The sequence below is a fragment of the Streptomyces sp. NPDC002773 genome (assembly GCF_040295605.1).
Classification (GTDB): domain Bacteria; phylum Actinomycetota; class Actinomycetes; order Streptomycetales; family Streptomycetaceae; genus Streptomyces.
In genome coordinates, this window is the sequence record NZ_JBEOVO010000018.1 from 95520 (window position 1) to 113983 (window position 18464).

Genomic DNA, 18464 nt, shown 5'->3' on the forward strand with positions numbered 1-18464 from the left:
GCCCGGCGTACCCACCGAGGAGAACCATGCTCGACCCGACCACCGCCGACCTGACCCCGCCGCGCGGAGTCGTCACCGTCTTCTCCGACATCTGGTGTTCCTTCGCGCACATCGCCATCCACCGGCTGCACGCCACCCGGGCCCGTCTCGGCCTGGCGGAGCAGGTCTCCTTCGACCTGCGCGCCTTCCCCCTGGAACTGCTCAACGACGCCCCGAGCCCGCGCCCCGGCACGGACAGCGAGGTCGCCCGGATGGCCAGCCTCGAGCCGTCCGCCGGCTGGCAGCTGTGGCAGGCCAAGGACTGGCTCTACCCTTCCACGACCCTGCCCGCGCTCGAGGCGGTGCTCGCCGCCAAGGAACAGAGCCTGAACGCGTCCGAACAGCTCGACCTCGGGCTGCGCCGGGCCTTCTGGGCCGAGTCGCGCTGCATCAGCCACCGCAAGGTGATCCTGGACGTGGCCGCCGGCACCGGCGCGGTCGACGTCGACGCCCTCACCGAGGCGCTGGACGACGGGCGCGCGCGCCGGGCGCTCGCGGACCAGGCCGCGCTGTCCGGGACCGACCGGGTCAACTGCAGCCCCCACCTGTTCCTGCCCGACGGCTCGGACCAGGCCAACCCCGGGATCGACGTGGGCTGGGAGGGCTCGTACGGCATCGGCTGGCCGGTGATCCACTCGGACGACCCGAAGGTATACGAGGACATCCTGCTGAGGGCCGCCACTGAATAGTTGAAAGGCCGCCCAAAGCGGCAGCACAAGCGAAAGAACAAGGGGAACGACGGTCAGGCATTCCTTCGAGGGCCTTTCGAGGACCTTTCGAGGAATGCCCGACCGTCGTTCCTTTTTTACGCCGGGAGAACATCGTGGTGATTATTAATTGCGTGACCCGGCCGTTATTCGCAAGGCCGGTCGAAGCTCCTACAGTCGTTCACGCCGCCCGAATTCCGGACGGAGTTTCGTATCGACAGCGGGAGTTCTTCATGTCGTTGACCGACAAGGCAGACGTCAGCACGTTCGTCGACCTCACCCAGCACGAGATCGAAGCCCTGAAGACCCGGTTCAATCTGGCCGACGCGCACACCCACCAGCGCCAGTCCGCGTCCCAGGAGCGGATCGTCTCGCGCCTCCCCGAGCTCTGGCACGAGTCCGAGTCGAAGCAGCAGGCGCACTTCGAGCGCCAGTTCCTCGACGCCTTCTTCCGACTGCACCAGCAGCCCACCGCCCGTGCGATGGACCGCACGCTCCTTTCCTACTCCGCCAGCGTGTCGACCATGGTCGCCGGCATGTTCCTGAAGCAGCGCGGGAAGTCGGTGCAGCTGGTCGAGCCCTGCTTCGACAACCTGGTCGACCTGCTGCGCAACATGCAGGTGCCGATCTCCCCGCTCGCCGAGTCGGCCCTGCACGACAAGGACACCCTCTACGAGCGGCTCGTCGAGCAGGTCGACGCCGACGCCCTCTACCTCGTCGACCCCAACAACCCCACCGGGTTCACCTTGCTCGCGGAGAAGCTGGAAGGTTTCCGCGAGGTGGTCCGCTACTGCGTGGACCACGACAAGGTCCTGGTGATGGACTTCTGCTTCGCCTCCTTCGCGCTCTGCGACGAGGGCATCGGCCGGGTCGACATCTACCGGCTCCTGGAGGAGTCGGGCGTCACGTACATGGTCATGGAGGACACCGGGAAGACCTGGCCGATCCAGGACGCCAAGTGCGCCATGATCACGGCGAGTCGGGACATCCAGGAGGAGGTCTACAACCTCCACACGAGCGTCCTCCTGAACGTCTCGCCGTTCGTCCTCAACATGGTCACCCAGTACGTCGAGGACTCCATCTCCGACGGTTTCGCCTCCATCCGCGACATCATCCGCACCAACGGCGACGCCGCCCGCACCGCCCTCAGCGGCACGATCCTGGAGTTCCAGGAGCCGGTCGTGGGTACCAGCGTCGCCTGGTTCCGCATCACGGCGGAGGACCTGACCGCCACCCGGCTCCAGGCCGTCCTCTTCGACGAGGAGGTGTACGTCCTGCCGGGGACCTTCTTCTACTGGAACACCAAGGAGAAGGGCGAGCGCTTCATCCGCCTGGCCCTGGCCCGCGAGCCCGAGGTGTTCGCCGGCGCGATGGAGCGGATGCGGAAGGTGCTCGAGCGCTATGCGGCCTGACGCGAAATCGGCCGTGTTCGTCGACGCCACCCTCTTCATGGGCATGCACAGCAAGGACGACACCGTCCGCCTGGCCGCCAAGGCCTTCTTCGCCGGCCGGCTGGCCGCCGGGGACGCCGGCGGGATCGTCATGAGCTGGGAGCAGGTCGGCCGCTGCGACGACCTGGTGTGGGGCTACGAACGAGGGGTGCAGGACGAGTACTACCCCTTCATGGACGTCCTCCACACCGACCTGGCCATCGAGCGTGCCGCCTACACCGAGGACGACCTCCGCCGGGCCTGCACCACGCCCGGGTTCGACGGCCTCCCCACCCACGAGCGGCTGCTGCTCGCCCAGGTCCTCGGCCGCGGCGGCGTCCTGCACACCGCGAGCCCCCGGCTCACGGCGAGAGCCGGCCTGCCCGTCGTACCGATCGTGCCGGACGGCTCAGCCGGCCCGCTCGGGGAAACGACGTTCCCCTCGTACCTGGAAGACCTCTACCAGCGGTCGCTGGTGCTGACGGTCGTCTCCGAAAACCTCTGAAGGCATTCCGAAAGGCACCCCTCTCATGCCTGACACCCACTCCTACTCCGGGACCGTCGTCCCGCTGATCACCCCCCTCGACGAGCACGGCACCGTCGACGAGCAGAGCGTCGCCCGCCTCCTGGACCACATCCGGGCCGAGGTCACCGGCCTCATGCCGGCCCTGACCTCCGGGGAGGGCTGGAAGCTCGACGCCCGGCAGTGGCAGGACGTCGTCACGTACACCGTCAAGCACGCCGACGGCCTCCCCGTGCTCGCCGGCATCCAGCTCCCCGACACCGCCTCGGTGATCGACCGGGCCCGCACGGCCGCAGACATCGGCGCCGACGCGGTCGTCGTCACCACGCCGTTCGGCGCCGACGTGACGCAGGACCAGATCGTCGCGCACTACCGGGCCATCCGCTCGGCCCTCGACGTACCGATCTTCCTCTACAACGAGGAAGCGCTCTCGGGCAACCGGATCGAGTTCGACACCCTGGTGCGGATCTGCGCGGAGATCCCCGGGATCGTCGGCATCAAGGAGTCCAGCGGCGACGCCGCCTTCACCCGGAGGATGGCCGGGGCCGGCACCGGCATCCCGGTCTTCGAGGGCTGGGAGAACCTGCTCGTCGACGCCCGCGGCATCCAGGGCTTCATCGGCCCGCTCGCCAACCTGGAACCCGCCCTGTGCAACGCGATGCTGGTCGACCCGACCCCCGACCGCCAGGCCGAGATCAACACCGTCTGCGAGCGGTACGGAGTCTTCCGCGACGACTGGTACCGCTGGGTCAAGAAGGAACTGCACCGGCGCGGCGTCATCGCCTCCCCCACCACCCACGAGGAGGCGAAGGCGGCATGAGCACGCCCTCGTCCCACCTGTCCGTCCCGGTGGCCGCGCATTCGGTCACGGCCCCGGCCGCGACCGCGCAGCGCGAACTGCACAGCCTCTACCGGCGGGTTCCCAACCTCGGCGACTACGGGTCGATGACCGCCATCGAGGAGCGGTGGATCCTGCCCAAGGCGCGGGCGTACGAGACCTCGGCGCCCCGGTTCGACTCGGCCGGCGAGCTGCTCCAGGCGCTCAAGCAGTTCCTCGCCGAGGAGGAGGCCGCGCTGCCCGAGAGCGCGACCTTCCTCGCCGAGCACGCCACGCTCGACCAGTTCAAGGCCGTGGTGCGGCAGTTCGCGCTCGACGGCCTCACGGAGTCCGAGTCGCTGCTGCCGGTGGTGCCCCGGCTGCCGTACCGCTCGGCGATGGCGGTCTTCCGGGTCCTCATCGACGAACTCGGCTGCGGCAACGAGGAGAAGGCGCACTCCCAGCTCTACCGCGACCTGCTCACCGAGCTCGGTCTGAGCCTCCGGCTCGACGACTATCTCGACGAGACCGTCCCGGAGTGCTTCGCGTACGTCAACATGTTCCACTGGCTGGCGAGCCGGGCGCCCTCGCCCCAGTACTTCCTGGGCGCGTACGCCTACTTCGAGACGAGTGTGCTGTACGCCTTCCAGAGCTTCGCGCGGGCGGCGCGGCGGCTCGGGATCGCCCACGACGCCTACTACACCGAGCACCTCTACATCGACTCGTACCACAGCAACCACATGCGTACGGCGATCCGCTCCCTCGACGAGCCGGACCTGGCGAAGATCTGGGCGGGGGTCCGGCTGGCCTCCGACATCGTCGGTACGGCCACGGAGGCGGCCGTAGCCCGGGCGCGGGAGACCGTCGCGTGACGGCCGTGCCCGCCGGGCGGCGGGGTTCCGACGAGCCCACCGTCCGGCAGGTGACCGAGGACCTGGTCCTGGTCGAGGTCGGGGGCCGCAAAGTCCTCGCGGCCGCCGTCTGCCCGCACCGCGGGGGCCGGCTGAAGTACGGCAGGGTCGACGGGGACAGGCTGCGGATCACCTGCCCCCTGCACCACACGACCTTCGACCTGACGAGCGGGGAGCGCACGTCGGGCGCGGCGTGCGCGGCCCTGCGGGTGCTCGACGTACTGCCGGGCGAGCCCGCCGGGGGCGCCTCATGACCACCACTCCGACCGGGGCGGCGTCCACCGCGGCGCCGCCCCGTGCGGGGGCCGACCACGACGGCGTCGCGCCGGTGCCCGAGGCCGAACGCACCTCGGCACCGGGCGACTTCGGCTGGATCTGGCCCTCCGCGCAGTTCTCGTTCGGCACGGTCGTCCTCGGCGCGCTGCCCGTCGTCTTCGGCCTGGGCTGGTGGGCCTCGGCGAGCGCGATCGCCGTGGGCGTCGCCGTCGGTACGGTGCTGCTCGCCCCGTTGGCCCGGTTCGGCGTCCGTACCGGCACCAACGATCCGGTGGCGAGCGGCGCGCACTTCGGTGTGCGGGGCCGGGTCGTCGGCAACGCCCTCACCGTGGTGACCGCGCTCGGGTTCTTCGCGATCGCCGTGTGGACGGGCGGCACCGCCGTCATGGTCGCGGGACACCGACTCCTCGGCACCCCCACGGGCCCCGGCGCGCTGACCGCCGCGATGTTCGTGACGGCGGCCGCGGTCGCGCTGGTCGCCGTACGCGGCCACCGGACGCTCGTCCGCACCTACAAGGTGACCGCGGTCACCGGCGGCGTCGTCCTCCTCGGCACCGTGCTCGTCCTCGCCCCGGACTTCGACGCGGGCTACGCCGGCGGGACGCTCGCGCTCGACGGCGCCTTCCACACCTGGCTGCTCGCGGCGACCGCATCCGCCACCGTGCCCCTGTCGTACGCCACCTTCCAGGGCGACTACACCCGTTTCATGCCCTCCTCCACCCCCACCGGCCGGGTCGTACGGGCCAGCGGGGTGTCCATGTTCCTCAGCAGTCTCGCCGCGCTGCTCACCGGCGCGTACGTGACGACCCTCTTCCCCGTGCCCGACGAACCGTGGCTCCAGGGCCTGACGGACGCGGTGCCCGGCTGGTTCGCGGTGGCGGTCGTGGTCTTCGGCTTCGCGGGCACCCTGCCGCAGGCGGGGCTGTGTCTGTACGCGGCCGGGCTCTCCGCCAACTCCGTGTTCTGGCGCTCCTCGCGGGCCGCCGTGACCACGGTGGTCGCGCTGCTCGCGGCGGCCGTGCTGTACCTCGGGGCGGTGGTGTACGACGCCATGGACGCGATGTCGGCGTTCGTGACGCTGCTGCTCACGGTCGTCGCCCCGTGGGCGGCCGTGCTCTCCGTCGGGTACGTGCTCCACCGGGGCCGCTACGACACGGAGGCGCTGCGCAGCTTCACCACGGGCGGGGGCGGGCGGTACTGGTACACGGGCGGGGTCAACGCGCGGGCCGCCGCGGCCTTCGCGGCCGGTTCCGTCGTCGGCGTGCTCTGGATCAACAACCCCCTGTACATGGGGCCGTTGACCGGCCTGACGGGCGGGGTGGACCTGAGCCTGCCGGCCTCCTTCGTGGTCGCGGGCGTGCTGTACGGGGCGCTGTGCCGCGTATGGCCGGAGCCGCTTCTGCCGCCGACGCGAGCGGGGAGGTGACGCCATGACCGTGGTGACGGGCCGGCTGACGGTCCGGTCGGTCGTCCGGGAGGCCGAGGGCGTCCTGGGGTTACTGCTCGTCGACCCGGCGGGCGGGGAGCTGCCCGCGTGGGAGCCCGGCGCGCACGTGGAGGTGACGCTGCCGTCCGGGGCGGTCCGGCACTACTCGCTCTGCGGCGACCCCGCGGACCGGAGCGCGTACCGGCTCGGGGTGCTGCGCGAGCCGGCGGGCCGGGGCGGCTCCGAGGAGATCCACACCTCGGTCGGCGAGGGCACGGTCCTCGGGGTCCGGGGGCCGGTCAACCGCTTCCCGCTGGTGCCCGCCGAGCGGTATCTGTTCGTCGCGGGAGGCATCGGCATCACCCCGCTCCTTCCGATGGTCCGCTCGCTGCCGCCGGGGTCGTGGTCGCTGCTGTACGGGGGCCGCAGCCTCGCCTCCATGGCGTACCGCGAGGAGCTCACCGGCCTCCCGGGGGTCACGCTCGTCCCGCAGGACACGGCGGGGCTGCCCGACCTGGACGGCGTTCTGGCCGGACTGCCGGCGGAGACGGCCGTGTACTGCTGCGGCCCGGAGGGGCTGCTGCGGGCGGTGGAGGAACGGTGGTCGGGCCCTCTGCACATGGAGCGGTTCGGGGCGGCGCCGCCTTCCGAGGAGGCCGCGGTGGCGGGCGGCTTCGAGGTCGAGCTGCGGCGGACCGGGCGGACCCTGCGCGTGGATCCCGGCCGGACGCTGCTCGACGCGGTGCGCGAGGTCGTGCCGGGTGTGGCGTACTCCTGCGAGGAGGGCTGGTGCGGCACCTGTGAGACGAAGGTGCTCGCCGGGACGCCCGAGCATCATGATTCCGTCCTCGGCGAGGAGGAGAAGGCCTCGGGGACGACGATGATGATCTGCGTGGGGCGCTCGTGCGGGCCCCGGCTGACCCTGGACCTGTGAACGCGGAAGCCCGTACCGGCATGTTCGCCGGTACGGGCTTCCGCACGCTGTCGGTCAGTCGGGCAGTCGGTCGGGCACGGTCGGTCGGTCGGTCAGTCGGGCGGTCAGTCGAAGATGACGAGGGCCCGGCCGCCCTTGCCCGCGATCATGTTGTCGAAGGCGCCCGGGATGCCGTCCAGGGTGATCCGCTCGGTGACGAGCGCGCCGAGGTCGAACCGGCCCGCCCTGATGTGCTCGGCGAGGACCGGCAGGTCCACGGCCGGGTTCGAGTTGCCGTAGACACAGCCCGCGAGGGTGCGGCCCCAGTGGAAGATCTCCAGGGCGTTGAAGGTGACCTGCTGGTCCTTGCCGCCGATGCCGACGACCGTGGTGCGGCCGCCGCGCCGGGTGGACTCCCAGGCGGTACGGATGGTGACGGCGCGGCCCACGCACTCGACGGCCACGTCGACGCCCTGGCCGCCGGTCAGCTTCCGGATCTCACGGGCGGTGTTGTCGGAGGCGACGACATACTCGGTGGCGCCCGCCGCCCGCGCGAGGGCCTCCTTCTCCGGGGAGACGTCGACGGCGACGATCGTCGAGGCGCCCGCGATCCTGGCGGCCTGGAGGGTGGCGAGACCGACCCCGCCGACGCCGAACACCGCGACGGACTCGCCCTCGCGGACCCGCGCGGAGTGGTGGACCGCGCCCCAGCCGGTGAGGACGGCGCAGCCGAGCAGGGCCGCGTCGGCGAGCGGCACCCCGTCGGGGGCGGGCAGGACGCAGTTCGCGGCGACGACCGTCTCCTCGGCGAAGGCCGCGACGTTGAGGCCGGGGTGGAGCTCCGTGCCGTCCTGGGTACGGGCGTGGACGTTCGCGGCGCCGGCCAGGGCGCTGGCGCAGAGCCAGACCTCGCCGAGCGAACAGGGGTGGCAGGTCCCGCAGGACGGGGCCCAGTTGAGGACGACGTCGTCACCGGCGGCGATGTGGGTGACGCCCTCGCCGACGGAGACGACGGTGCCGGCGCCCTCGTGGCCGAGGACGGCCGGGACCGGCAGGCGCATGGTGCCGTTGGTGAGGGACAGGTCGGAGTGGCACACGCCGGCGGCGGCGAGCCGGATGCGGACCTGGCCGGGGCCGGGCTCGGGGAGCTCGATGCCGGTGATCTCCAGCGGAGAGCCGACGGCGGGCAGGACTGCGGCGCGGATCACGCTCGTTGCTCCTTCTGCGCGGAGGACCGGGGGGTCAGAACTGGAGGGACTTGGTCTGGAGGTACTCGGAGAGACCGTGCGCCCCGAGCTCCCGGCCCACGCCGGACTGCTTGTAGCCGCCGAAGGGGGCAAGGGGGTTGAACCGGCCGCCGTTGATGTCGACCTGGCCGGTCTCCATGCGGCGGGCGAAGGCCACGGCCTCGTCCGGCTCGCCCCAGACCGCTCCGGCGAGACCGTAGACGGTGCCGTTGGCGATCGCGAGGGCGTCGGCCTCGTCCTCGTACTTCAGGAGCGAGACGACGGGCCCGAAGATCTCCTCCTGGGCGATGGTCATCTCCGGGGTGACGTCGGCGAAGACGGTCGGCGAGACGTAGTAGCCGGTCTCGCGCGGGGCCTCGGGGCCGCCGGCGACGAGCCGGGCGCCCTCCTCGACGCCCTTCTCGATGTAGCCGCGGACGCGCTGCTGCTGCTTGGCGTTGACCAGGGGGCCGACACGCTCGCCGGGAACGTACTTGGCGACGGCCTCGGCGGCGAGCGCCACCGCTTCCTCGTACCGGTCGGCGGGGATCAGCATCCGGGTCCAGGCGCTGCACGTCTGGCCGGAGTTGGACATGACGTTGGCGACGCCGACGGCGACGGCCTTGGGGAGGTCGGCGCTCGGCAGGATCACGTTGGCGGACTTGCCGCCGAGTTCGAGGGCGACCCGCTTGACGGCCCCGCCCGCGAGGGCGCCGATGCGGCGGCCGACGGCGGTGGAGCCGGTGAAGGAGACGAGGTCCACGTCCGGGTGCTCGGCGAGCGCCTGCCCCGCGACCGGGCCGAGGCCGGTGACCAGGTTGAACACACCGGCGGGCAGGCCCGCCTCATGGACGGCCTCGGCGAAGAGCTGGGCGGTGAGCGGGGTGTCCTCGGCGGGCTTGAGGACGGTCGTGCAGCCGGCCGCGAGGGCGGGGGCGACCTTGGCGACGATCTGGTGGAGCGGGTAGTTCCAGGGGGTGATCGCGGCGACGACACCGACCGGCTCGGAGAAGACGGTCGAGTTGCCGACCTTCTCCTCGAAGGGGTGGGTGGCGGCCAGTTCGGCGTACGAGCCGGCCACGGCGATCGGCAGTCCGGCGTGGACGGCGGCGGCGAGCTGCGGCGGCGCGCCGAGTTCGGCGGTGACGGTGGCGGCGATCTCCTCCGCGCGGGCGGCGAGCGCGTCGCGCAGGGCGGCGATACGGGCGCCCCGCTCGGCGGGCGGGGTCGCGGCCCAGCCGGGGAGCGCGGCGCGGGCGGCGCGTACGGCGGCGTCGACGTCCTCGGCCGTGCCGGCCGGGACGTGGCCGATGACCTGCTCGTCCGCCGGGTTGATGACGGCGATCGTGTCGGGGCCGGAGGCGGGGCGCCATTCCCCGCCGATGTACATCGCGTCGTGCGCGTCGTGGGCCTTCATGCGCTTCCCTCTCCTCACCCGGCCGAGCGGTTCGGCGGCGGCACCCAAACTAGCGCTGTTAGTTTTTCGGCGCCAGGGTCCCGGGGCGTGCCCCCGGTCTCAGTGGCCGGTACGGGACCGATCGTGCCGCCCCGGCGCGGACCCTGTCCACGGCGGGATCGGACAGGCACGGGCGGCCGGGACTGGCACGGGGCGCCTGGACAGGGGGAGGACTCCGGGTGGGCCGCACGGCCTGGGGGCACGCCGACGCGTCCGGTGGGCGCGCGCCGGGTGGCGGGCCCACCGGACGCGGCGGGGAGGGGGCCGACGGAGCGGCTGGGTCCGTCGGGACCGTGGGTCAGATCTTCTGGGCGGTGTCGGTGAGGTGGGCGAAGACGACGATGTTCGCCTCGTAGCCCGTCTCGCGGTCGAAGGCTCCGCCGCAGGTCAGCAGCCGTAGTTCGGGCCGCCCGGTGGAGCCGTACACCTCCTTGTCGGGGAACTCGGCCTTGGTGTACGTACGGATGCGGTCGACCGTGAAGACGGCGACCCTGCCGTCGGCGCGGGCGACCCTGATGGTGTTGCCGGGGCTGAGCGCGTTGAGGTTCAGGAAGACGGCGGGCCCGGTGCGGGTGTCGCGGTGGCCGACGACGATGGCGGTCCCCCGCTCACCCGGCGTGGCGCCCTTCGCGTACCAGCCGACGACCCGGGGGTTGTCGACCGGTGGCGTGGCGAGCCGTCCCGTGGCGTCGAGACCGAGCTCGATGACGGGCGCCTCGATGGTGATGGCCGGCACGGCGAGGGTGGTGGGACGTGACCGGGCCAGCGGCGCGGGCGGGGCCGCCGGCCGGGGCGGGGGGACGACCTTCGGCCGGGGCTGGGGCGTGGCTTTCGGCTGCGCCCCGGTCCGCGGCTTGTGGTCCTGGGCGGCCGGCGCTCCGGCGGCCTCGGCCGCCCCGGCCCCGCCGGCCTCGCCGACCGCCTCGGCCCCGCCGGTCTCACCGGTTTCGCCGGTCTGGCCGGTCTGGCCGGTCTCGCCGGCTTCACCGGGGGCGGCCAGGCCGGCGGCGAGGGCCGGCGGGGCCGGCTCCTCGTCGCCGGCCCACCAGACGCCCCCGGTCACCAGGACCACGGTGACGGTCACGGTCCTGGCGAGCCGGAACAGGCGCCGGCGCCTGCGCGTGAGGCGGGACGACCTACGCGGCGCCATCGTTGCGGCGGCGCGAGCGGCGGATCAGGACGAGTCCGGCCGTACCGGCGAGGCCGGCGGCCACGGCCGCCCCGACGCCGAAGGTGGAGGAGTCCTCGGCGGCGATCACCGCGCTGCCGCCGCCGCCCGCGCCGACCGGGCCGTGCGGGGGCTTGTGGTGACCGTTGCCGCCGTTGTGGCCGCCGTTGTTGCCGTTTCCGCCGTTGTTGCCGTTGCCACCGCTCGGCGGGTTGGTGAAGCGGTCGCAGTCGACCTTGAAGACCTTGCTCTTCTTGGCCCCCTGCTGTCCGAGCCAGGTCCACTCGACCTTGTACATGCCGTCGGGGAGCTCGATGTCCCGGGTGAACCCGTTACCCATGCCATCGACGGTGATCGCGCCCCGATCGACCACGCCGCCCTTCGGAGGCTGCGGCGTGATCGTCCAGTTGAGCAGCGCGAGCCCGTCGAAGCCGAGCGCGGCGACGTAGAACGTGCAGACCTTGGGCTCGTTGCGCTGATCGGTCTCCCCCGTGCGGGGCGGCTCGTCGGCGCGCCCGGCGTGGTGGATCTTGACGTCGCCGTTGTCGCCGGGGGCGGCGAGAGCGGCGGGTGCGCCCGCGAGGGCGAGGCCGCTGAGCGTGAGAGCGGCGGCGGTGGCGGCCAGGGGCCGGACGAGGCGAACGGACATGCGGATTCCTCCGGGAAGATGTCGGCGGACATTTCAACCGATAGTCTGACTATCGGTCACCACATGAGCACGGAGGGTGGCGACATGCGCGTCGCCACCCTCCGTTTCCCCCGTCCGGCCCAGCGGTCCCTCGTACCGGCCCCGTCCGCCCGCCGAGGCAGCCGCCGCCCCGGCTCAGACGATCCCGAAGAGGATCCCCGCCGCGAGTACCACCAGCGAGGTCAGCGCGGCCCACTTCACCGTGAACCTGGTGTGGTCGCCGAACTCCACCTTCGCCATGCCGACCAGGACGTACACGGCGGGCACCAGCGGGCTCGACATGTGCAGGGCCTGGCCGACCAGCGAGGCCCGAGCGATCTCCAGGGGCGACACGCCGTGGGCGGCACCCGCCTCGGCGAGGACCGGCAGCACGCCGAAGTAGAAGCCGTCGTTCGACATGAAGTAGGTGAGCGGGAGGCTGAGCACGCCGGTGACCACGGCCATGTGCGGGCCCATGCCCTCGGGGATGGCGCCGACGAGCCAGTCGGCCATGTGCTTGACCATGCCCGTACCGGTCAGGACACCGGTGAAGACGGCCGCGGCGAAGACCATGCCGGAGACGTTGAGGACGTTGTCGGCGTGGGCGGCGATACGCGCCTTCTGCTCGGCCATCTTCGGGTAGTTGACGGTGAGCGCGAGGGCGGCGCCGAGGAGGAACAGCACCGGGATCGGCAGCAGTTCGAGGATCATCGCGGTGAGCAGCACGAGCGTGAGTCCGGCGTTGAACCAATACAGCTTGGGGCGGAGCGTCGCGCGGTTCGGGTCGAGGCCCTGGAAGCCGCCGTCCGCGGCGCCGCCCTCGCCGCCGACTGCCGCGGCGCCGGAGCCCGTCGGCTTCTTGTCCAGGGAGCCGTCGCCGGAACCGGTGGCGGTGCCGCCGCCGCCCGCCGCGACGAGCACGGTCTCGTTCTCCGGCACCAGGGCCTCGTCGAGCGTGAGGTAACCGAGGCGCTTGCGCTCGCGGCGGCCGAGGACGTACGCGAGGGCGAAGACGAAGAGCAGGCCCATGCCGAGCGCGGGGATCATCGGTACGAAGATGTCGGCGGCGTCCAACTTCAGCGCGGTCGCGGCGCGGGCCGTGGGGCCGCCCCAGGGCAGGGTGTTCATGACGCCGTTGGCGGTGGCGGCGACACCCGTCATGACGACGAGGCTCATGCCGAGCCGCTTGTAGAGCGGATACATCGCCGAGACGGTGATCATGAAGGTGGTGGAGCCGTCGCCGTCCAGCGAGACGATCGCGGCGAGCACCGCCGTACCCACGACGATCCGTACGGGGTCGGCCTTGCAGAAGCGCAGGATGCCCCGGACGATCGGGTCGAAGAGGCCGACGTCGATCATGACGCCGAAGTAGACGATGGCGAACATCAGCATCGCGGCGGTCGGTGCCAGCTTGCCGACGCCTTCGATGACGTAGTCGCCGAGCTGGGCGCCCTGCCCGACCGCGACGCAGAAGAGCGCGGGGATCAGCACGAGCGCCGCGATCGGCGACATCTTCTTCATCATGATCAGGACCAGGAAGGTCGCGATCATGGCGAAACCGAGGACGGTCAGCATGGGGCACCTCACGTTCACCGTTGAACTGCCGCCGAGCGGCGGTCCGGATGACGGTAGGTGCCCCCTTCTGCCGTTAACAAGACGTTGACGCGTGAGCAATACGAGCAAAACCCCAGGTCACGGCAGGGGTGACAGGCGGTGGCGCGGCGGTCGGCACGACAGGGCCGCGGCGGGCGTCACGACAGGGGTGACACCTCGACGGGGAAGCCGTTCAGCACGGCCGTACCCGACAGCGGGTCGATCCGGGACCCGTCGAGCAGCTGGTTGACGTTGACGCCGGGACGCGCGGATGCCACGGTCAGCCGGGTGCCCGGCCGGTCGTGGCCCCAGCCGTGGGGAAGGCTCACCACCCCCGGACGCACCCCGTCGGTGACCTCGACCGGCACCTCCAGCTCGCCGCCCTCGCCTTTGACGCGGGCGAGTCCGCCGTCGGCCAGCCGCAGCCGGGCGGCGTCCTCGGGGTGCACCTGGAGGGTGCAGCGGTTCGAGCCGCCGCCGAGCGCGGGGGTGTTGTGCAGCCAGCTGTTGTTCGAGCGCAGGTGGCGGCGCCCGACGAGCTGGAGGGTGCCCGGGTCGGGTACGGCGTCGAGCGCGGCGCGCAACCGGGGCAGGTCGGCGGCGAGGGGCGCGGGGAAGAGTTCGATCCGTCCGCTGCGGGTCTTGAGGAGCTGCGGGACGCGCGGCTTCAGCGGGCCGAGGTCGATGCCGTGCGGGTGGGCCTTCAGCTCGTCGAGGGTGAGCCCGTACGGGCCGAGGCGCAGCATCAGGTCGAGCCGGCGCTCGGCCCCGGTCTCCCCGGTGAGCCGGGCCGCGAACTCCTCGGGATCGGCGCCGTACGCCGGCGAGTGCTCCTGCGTCACGGCCTTGGCGAGGGTGGTGTCGATGGCGAGCTGGTCGACGGCGGAGGGCGGAGCACCCTGCTCCCCCGAGACCGCGAGGACGAGCCTGGCATGGATCTCGCACTCGTCCATGCGGTCCGCTTCGAGGGGTACGGCCGCCGGGGTGTAGCGGACCTGGTCGCGGACGGCGAACCCGTTGAAGGCGAAGTCGAAGTGGGCACTGCGGGAGGGCGGCGGCGGGGGCAGCAGGACATCGGCGTGGCGGGTGGTCTCGTTGAGGTACGGGTCGACGGCGACCATGAGGTCGAGGGAGCCGAGGGCCGCGTCGAGGCGGTCCCCGTCGGGCGCGGAGAGGACGGGGTTGGCGGCGATGGTGATCACCGCGCGGACGCGCCCCTCCCCCGGCGTTTCGATCTCCTCGGCGAGCGCGACCAGCGGCAACTCGCCCTTGACCTCGGGGTGGTGCGAGACCCGGCTGTGCCGCCGCCCGAGGGCGAAGCCCTTCCCCGGTCCGGCGGGGCGCGGGGCGGCCGCGGTGGCGGAGAGCGGGAAGAGGGCTCCGCCGGGCCGGTCGAGGTTGCCGGTGAGGATGTTGAGGACGTCGACGAGCCAGTTGCCGAGGGTGCCGTACGCCACGGTGGAGCTGCCCATCCGCCCGTACACGGCGGCGGTGGGCGCGGCGGCGAGCTCCCTGGCGAGGGCACGGATGGTGTCCGCGTCCACGTCGCAGGCGGCGGCGACCGCCTCGGGGCTGAACTCCCGTACGGCAGCCCGTACCTCCTCGACCCCCTCCACATGGGCGGCGAGCGGACCGAGGTCGGTGAGGCCCTCCTCGAAGAGGGTGTGGGCGAGGGCGGCGAGGAGGAGCGCGTCGGCGCCGGGGCGGATCGCGACGTGACGGTCGGCGAGCCGTGCGGTGCGGGTCCGCCGGGGGTCGACGACGGTGAGGGTGCCGCCGCGCCGGCGCAGCGCCTTGAGCCTGCCGGGGAAGTCGGGGGCGGTGCACAGGCTTCCGTTGGAGTCCAGCGGGTTGGCTCCGAGGATCAGCAGGTGATCGGTGCGGTCCAGGTCCGGCACGGGGACGGCGAAGGGGTCTCCGAACAGCAGACCGCTGGAGACGTGCTTGGGCATCTGGTCGAGCGTGGACGCCGTGAAGAGGTTCCGGGTGCGCACCGCGCCGATCAGCAGGGGTGGGTAGAGGGCGCCGGCGATCGTGTGCACATTGGGGTTGCCCAGGACGATACCCACGGCATCCGGGCCGTACTCCTCGATGATCGGTCGGATTCTGGCGGCGATCATGTCGAACGCCTCCTCCCAGGTGGCCTCCTGGAGCCGTCCGTCCTTCCGGACCAGGGGGGCACGGAGCCGGTCGGGGTCGGCGTCGACCTCGGGGAACGCGGCGCCCTTGGGGCAGATGAACCCCTGGCTGAAGACGTCGTCGCGGTCGCCCCGCGCCCCGGTGACGCGGGTCCCCTCGATCGTCAGGGTCAGTCCGCAGGTCGCTTCGCAGAGCGGGCAGATGCGCGGGGCGGTGGGCATGGCGTCTCCCTGGGGCGGCGTCGGGGTGGCTGAGCATACCGACCGGTAGGCACGTACGGGAGGGGTCTGCGGGAGGTGGTCCGGAGGCGGCCTGCGGGAGGTTACGAGAGCGAGGGCGCCAGATAGGCGTGGAGAAGGTGACGGGTCTCGTCGATGAGGGCCTGGTCGCCGGCGGCGTCGGTGCGGAACGCGAGCCGGACGAGGGCGTCGGCGGTCTCGACTCCGACCAGGACCTTCCGTCGCAGGCCGTCGTCGGCGGGGCGGTTCAGATGGGTGGCGAGGAGGGCGCAGAGCCGTTCGGCGACCAGCCGGTTGGGGTCCTCGGCGGCGTCCTCCCCGTCACCGTCCTCGGGTGCGCCGGCGGGCACGCCGAAGTCGACGAGCGCGAACCCCGGGACGGTGCGCTTCATCGCGATGAACTCGTCCAGGACGCCGTCGATGGCTCCGTACGCGTCGAGGAGCGGCGTCTCGGCGAGACGGTCGGAGACCCGCCGGGCGTACGCGTCGAGGTTGCGGTGCGCGAGGGCGGCGACCATCGCCCGCTTGTTGCCGAAGAAGCGGTAGACGGAGCCGATGGGGACTCCGGCGCGGCCGGCGACGGCACGGGTACTGAGCTGCTCGTACCCCGTCTCGTCGAGGAGCGCGGCACAGGCGTCGAGGATCCGGGCGAGCCGCTCGGCGCTGCGCTGCTGGACGGGCGCCCGGCGGAGGGCGGCGGGGGTCTGGGGGCGGGTCTGGGGCACGGGGACCATGATGCCGCTCCGGTCGGTGGACTCCGGGTCGATTCAGGCGATCAGCAGGCCGATGCCGCCGAGGGTGTAGGCGATCATCAGCGCGAACAGCGGGAGTTGGCCGGCGACGGCCCGGTGGGGCGGGAAGAGGCGCACGGACCGGTCGTGGGCGGCGACGACGCCGAGGACGTGACCGGTGACGATCGCGGCGACCTGGAGCGTCGCGAGGCCCCCGGGGCCCAGGAACGGGGCGGGTGCGAGGGCGTTGTCAGTGCCCCCTGCCATGATGACTGTGCGTGGTCCTTCGGTGACGAGGAGCGAGAAGTAGTGGGCCACGAGATAGCCGAGGGCGATGGGCAGGAGCGAGTGGGCGAAGGAGGTGAGCGGAGTGGTCAGGGAGCGGTCCATCAGGCGTAGGGCACCGGCGCAGAGTCCGTAGCAGGCGGCGGCGAGGGCGACGGTGGCGAGGAGACCGAGGGTGGCGGTGGGGGTGGGGCCGAGGGAGGAGGTCTGGAGGGTGGTGATCCAGCGGGGGTTGTCGGAGAGGCCGTCGTAGGCGGTGGAGCCGAGCAGGACGCAGACGGTGGCGACGAGACCGGGGGTCTGCGGGGTCGAGTCGAGGCCGTGGAAGGGGGAGCGCAGGACCAGCCGTCCGTCGGCGCGGCGGCCGAGCGGTGAGAGTCGGGCGAGAAGGGAGGAGTACACCTCGAAGGGGTCGGCGTGGGCGAACCACCGGTCGCCGTAGCGGGCGGCGCCGAGGAGCTGGACGCCGGCGTGGACGGCCAGGGCGACGAGGAGGGTGGAGGAGGAGGTGTTGTCGGGGGCGACGAGTTCGAGCCAGGTGAAGAGGAGGAGTCCGGCGGCGGCCGGGCGGATGCCGAGTGCGGCGGGCAGGGGGCGGGGGCTCCGGGGCGGGTGGAGGGCGAGCAGGGCGCGCAGGGGGTTGAGGAGGCGCCAGACGGGGCCGAGGAGGAGGGAGGCGGGGACGAGTCCGACCCAGAGCAGGACGTAGAGGGCGCCGGGCGCGGGGTTGCGGTCGGGGTCGTCCGGGCCGAGGAGGAGGTGGAGAAGGAAAAGCAGGGCGGCGGCGGCACCGAGGAGGCGGAGCGCGGTGCGGGTGGCGGGGGCGTCGGCCGCCCGCTGGAGGGAGGCGGGGAGCGGGCGTCCGGCGAGGTCGCCGCGGAAGCGGGAGGAGGACCAGAGCAGCCCCAGGGCGAGGAAGGAGACGAAGAGCGCGGCGAAGGCACCCGCGTACGCGTAGAAGGGAGAGAGGGGGAGGTCGTGCCGGGAGCCCACGCCGTGGGCGAGCGGAAGTCCGAGCGCGGGGGCGTGGGCGTTGAGGGCGGCGTGGGCGTGGATGCCGGTCATCGGACGACGAGTTGCGTCAGCAGGAGCCCTGACTCGTGGGTCTCCACCTCGAAGAGGCCGGTGCGGTCCACGGTGAGGGTGAGAGAGGCGGAGACCCCTGGGGAGAGCGGCAGTTCGCGGTCGTAGCCGTGCACGTGGAGGGTGTCGGCGCGGTCGCTGGTGACACGGAGTGTGAGGCGCTCGCCCTTCTTCAACTCGATGCGGGAAGGGGGTGGTGAGACGGTCGTTCCGGTGACGGTGAGGACGACGGTCCGGCCGGGCTCGGGCGGGCGCGGGCTGGTGGGGCGGGGGCTGGCGGGCGGCGTGGAAGGGGCGGGCGCGGTGGGGGCGGAGGTCGGCGGGGCAGGCGTCGACGGGGCGGGGGTGTTGTCCAGACGGACGGTGGTCTGCACGGGGGCGCCGGCGGCGGCCCAGACCGTGTGGTCGTCCGCGTGGAGCCGGACGGTCACGGTACGGGCGCCCGCCGGGACGTACGCCCAGGGGCCGTACAGGCGGGCCGTCTCCCGGCCGTCGACCAGGAGGCGGGCGTGGCCCCGGCCCGGGAGGGCAGCGCCGCCGGTGCTCTCGGGGGTGAACCGGAACCTCTCCACCGTGAGGTGGACGTTCCAGCCGCCCTCGCTGTCGGGGCGTGCCTCGGCCCGGACGGTGGGCGCGTCCGCCGTCGGGAGCTCCCTGAGCCTGCGCCCGCCCTCGTCCCGGGCCGGCAGCAGGGTGCCGCTGCTCCCCGTGGCCTCCTGGTGACTGGTGCCGGGCTTGTGGTGGGTGGTGGGCCGCCCACCGCAGCCGGCGAGGGCCAGCACGACGGCCAGGGCCGGCAGCATGAGGAGCGCCGCGGACATCCGGCGGGACCGGG

At 72.7% G+C, this 18464-nt stretch carries 17 protein-coding genes; 8 read left to right on the forward strand and 9 right to left on the reverse strand.

All coding sequences use genetic code 11. From position 1 onward, the window contains the following. Nucleotides 1–26 precede the first annotated feature (26 nt). The 8 genes from ABT034_RS22110 (at nucleotide 27) to ABT034_RS22145 (ending at nucleotide 7063) form a co-directional block, all read left to right on the forward strand. Nucleotides 27–728 carry a DsbA family oxidoreductase gene (locus ABT034_RS22110; RefSeq protein WP_351217721.1) on the forward strand — a complete coding sequence of 234 codons (702 nt, stop codon included), beginning with the start codon at nucleotides 27–29 and terminating at the stop codon, nucleotides 726–728. 251 nt (nucleotides 729–979) lie between these two features. Continuing rightward, nucleotides 980–2158 (forward strand): aminotransferase class I/II-fold pyridoxal phosphate-dependent enzyme, encoded by a 1179-nt coding sequence (locus ABT034_RS22115; protein ID WP_351217723.1) that lies wholly within the window; start codon nucleotides 980–982, stop codon nucleotides 2156–2158. Then, nucleotides 2148–2681 carry a DUF6190 family protein gene (locus ABT034_RS22120; RefSeq protein ID WP_351217725.1) on the forward strand — a complete coding sequence of 178 codons (534 nt, stop codon included), beginning with the start codon at nucleotides 2148–2150 and terminating at the stop codon, nucleotides 2679–2681. Before ABT034_RS22115 ends, ABT034_RS22120 begins: the two co-directional genes overlap by 11 nt. Nucleotides 2682–2706: 25 nt before the next feature. Next, nucleotides 2707–3519: a dihydrodipicolinate synthase family protein gene (locus ABT034_RS22125; protein ID WP_351217727.1), complete on the forward strand. Its 813-nt coding sequence runs from the start codon at nucleotides 2707–2709 to the stop codon at nucleotides 3517–3519. Further along, on the forward strand, nucleotides 3516–4388 hold the full coding sequence (locus ABT034_RS22130) for an iron-containing redox enzyme family protein (protein WP_351217729.1): 873 nt from the start codon (nucleotides 3516–3518) through the stop codon (nucleotides 4386–4388). Before ABT034_RS22125 ends, ABT034_RS22130 begins: the two co-directional genes overlap by 4 nt. Continuing rightward, entirely contained in the window at nucleotides 4385–4681 is a 297-nt protein-coding gene (locus tag ABT034_RS22135; RefSeq protein WP_351217731.1) for a Rieske (2Fe-2S) protein, read from the forward strand. The genes ABT034_RS22130 and ABT034_RS22135 overlap by 4 nt, the downstream gene beginning before the upstream one ends. Then, nucleotides 4678–6129 carry a purine-cytosine permease family protein gene (locus tag ABT034_RS22140; RefSeq protein WP_351217733.1) on the forward strand — a complete coding sequence of 484 codons (1452 nt, stop codon included), beginning with the start codon at nucleotides 4678–4680 and terminating at the stop codon, nucleotides 6127–6129. Before ABT034_RS22135 ends, ABT034_RS22140 begins: the two co-directional genes overlap by 4 nt. Before the next feature lie 4 nt (nucleotides 6130–6133). Then, a complete protein-coding gene (locus ABT034_RS22145) occupies nucleotides 6134–7063 on the forward strand; it encodes a PDR/VanB family oxidoreductase (RefSeq protein ID WP_351217735.1) in 930 nt (309 codons plus the stop codon). 104 nt (nucleotides 7064–7167) lie between these two features. Here ABT034_RS22145 and ABT034_RS22150 read toward each other — a convergent pair whose 3' ends face one another. From ABT034_RS22150 to ABT034_RS22190, 9 genes are all read right to left on the reverse strand, one after another. Next, nucleotides 7168–8250 (reverse strand): Zn-dependent alcohol dehydrogenase, encoded by a 1083-nt coding sequence (locus tag ABT034_RS22150; RefSeq protein ID WP_351217737.1) that lies wholly within the window; start codon nucleotides 8248–8250, stop codon nucleotides 7168–7170. A 34-nt stretch (nucleotides 8251–8284) separates the two neighbouring features. After that, nucleotides 8285–9685 (reverse strand): aldehyde dehydrogenase family protein, encoded by a 1401-nt coding sequence (locus ABT034_RS22155; protein ID WP_351217739.1) that lies wholly within the window; start codon nucleotides 9683–9685, stop codon nucleotides 8285–8287. A 337-nt stretch (nucleotides 9686–10022) separates the two neighbouring features. Next, nucleotides 10023–10874: a class F sortase gene (locus tag ABT034_RS22160; protein WP_502973015.1), complete on the reverse strand. Its 852-nt coding sequence runs from the start codon at nucleotides 10872–10874 to the stop codon at nucleotides 10023–10025. Then, the gene (locus tag ABT034_RS22165) at nucleotides 10861–11541 is read right to left on the reverse strand and encodes a hypothetical protein (RefSeq protein WP_351217743.1); all 681 of its coding nucleotides are present in this window, start codon (nucleotides 11539–11541) and stop codon (nucleotides 10861–10863) included. Before ABT034_RS22165 ends, ABT034_RS22160 begins: the two co-directional genes overlap by 14 nt. Before the next feature lie 174 nt (nucleotides 11542–11715). Next, nucleotides 11716–13134, reverse strand: a complete 1419-nt coding sequence (locus ABT034_RS22170; protein ID WP_351217745.1) for a CitMHS family transporter — start codon at nucleotides 13132–13134, stop codon at nucleotides 11716–11718. A 176-nt stretch (nucleotides 13135–13310) separates the two neighbouring features. After that, a complete protein-coding gene (locus ABT034_RS22175; RefSeq protein ID WP_351217747.1) occupies nucleotides 13311–15512 on the reverse strand; it encodes a molybdopterin-dependent oxidoreductase in 2202 nt (733 codons plus the stop codon). 101 nt (nucleotides 15513–15613) lie between these two features. Further along, entirely contained in the window at nucleotides 15614–16264 is a 651-nt protein-coding gene (locus ABT034_RS22180; RefSeq protein ID WP_351217749.1) for a TetR/AcrR family transcriptional regulator, read from the reverse strand. Nucleotides 16265–16297: 33 nt separating this feature from the next. Further along, nucleotides 16298–17611, reverse strand: a complete 1314-nt coding sequence (locus ABT034_RS22185; protein ID WP_351217751.1) for a hypothetical protein — start codon at nucleotides 17609–17611, stop codon at nucleotides 16298–16300. After that, entirely contained in the window at nucleotides 17608–18450 is an 843-nt protein-coding gene (locus tag ABT034_RS22190) for a cupredoxin domain-containing protein (protein ID WP_351217753.1), read from the reverse strand. The genes ABT034_RS22185 and ABT034_RS22190 overlap by 4 nt, the downstream gene beginning before the upstream one ends. Between the last annotated feature and the right edge of the window lie 14 nt (nucleotides 18451–18464).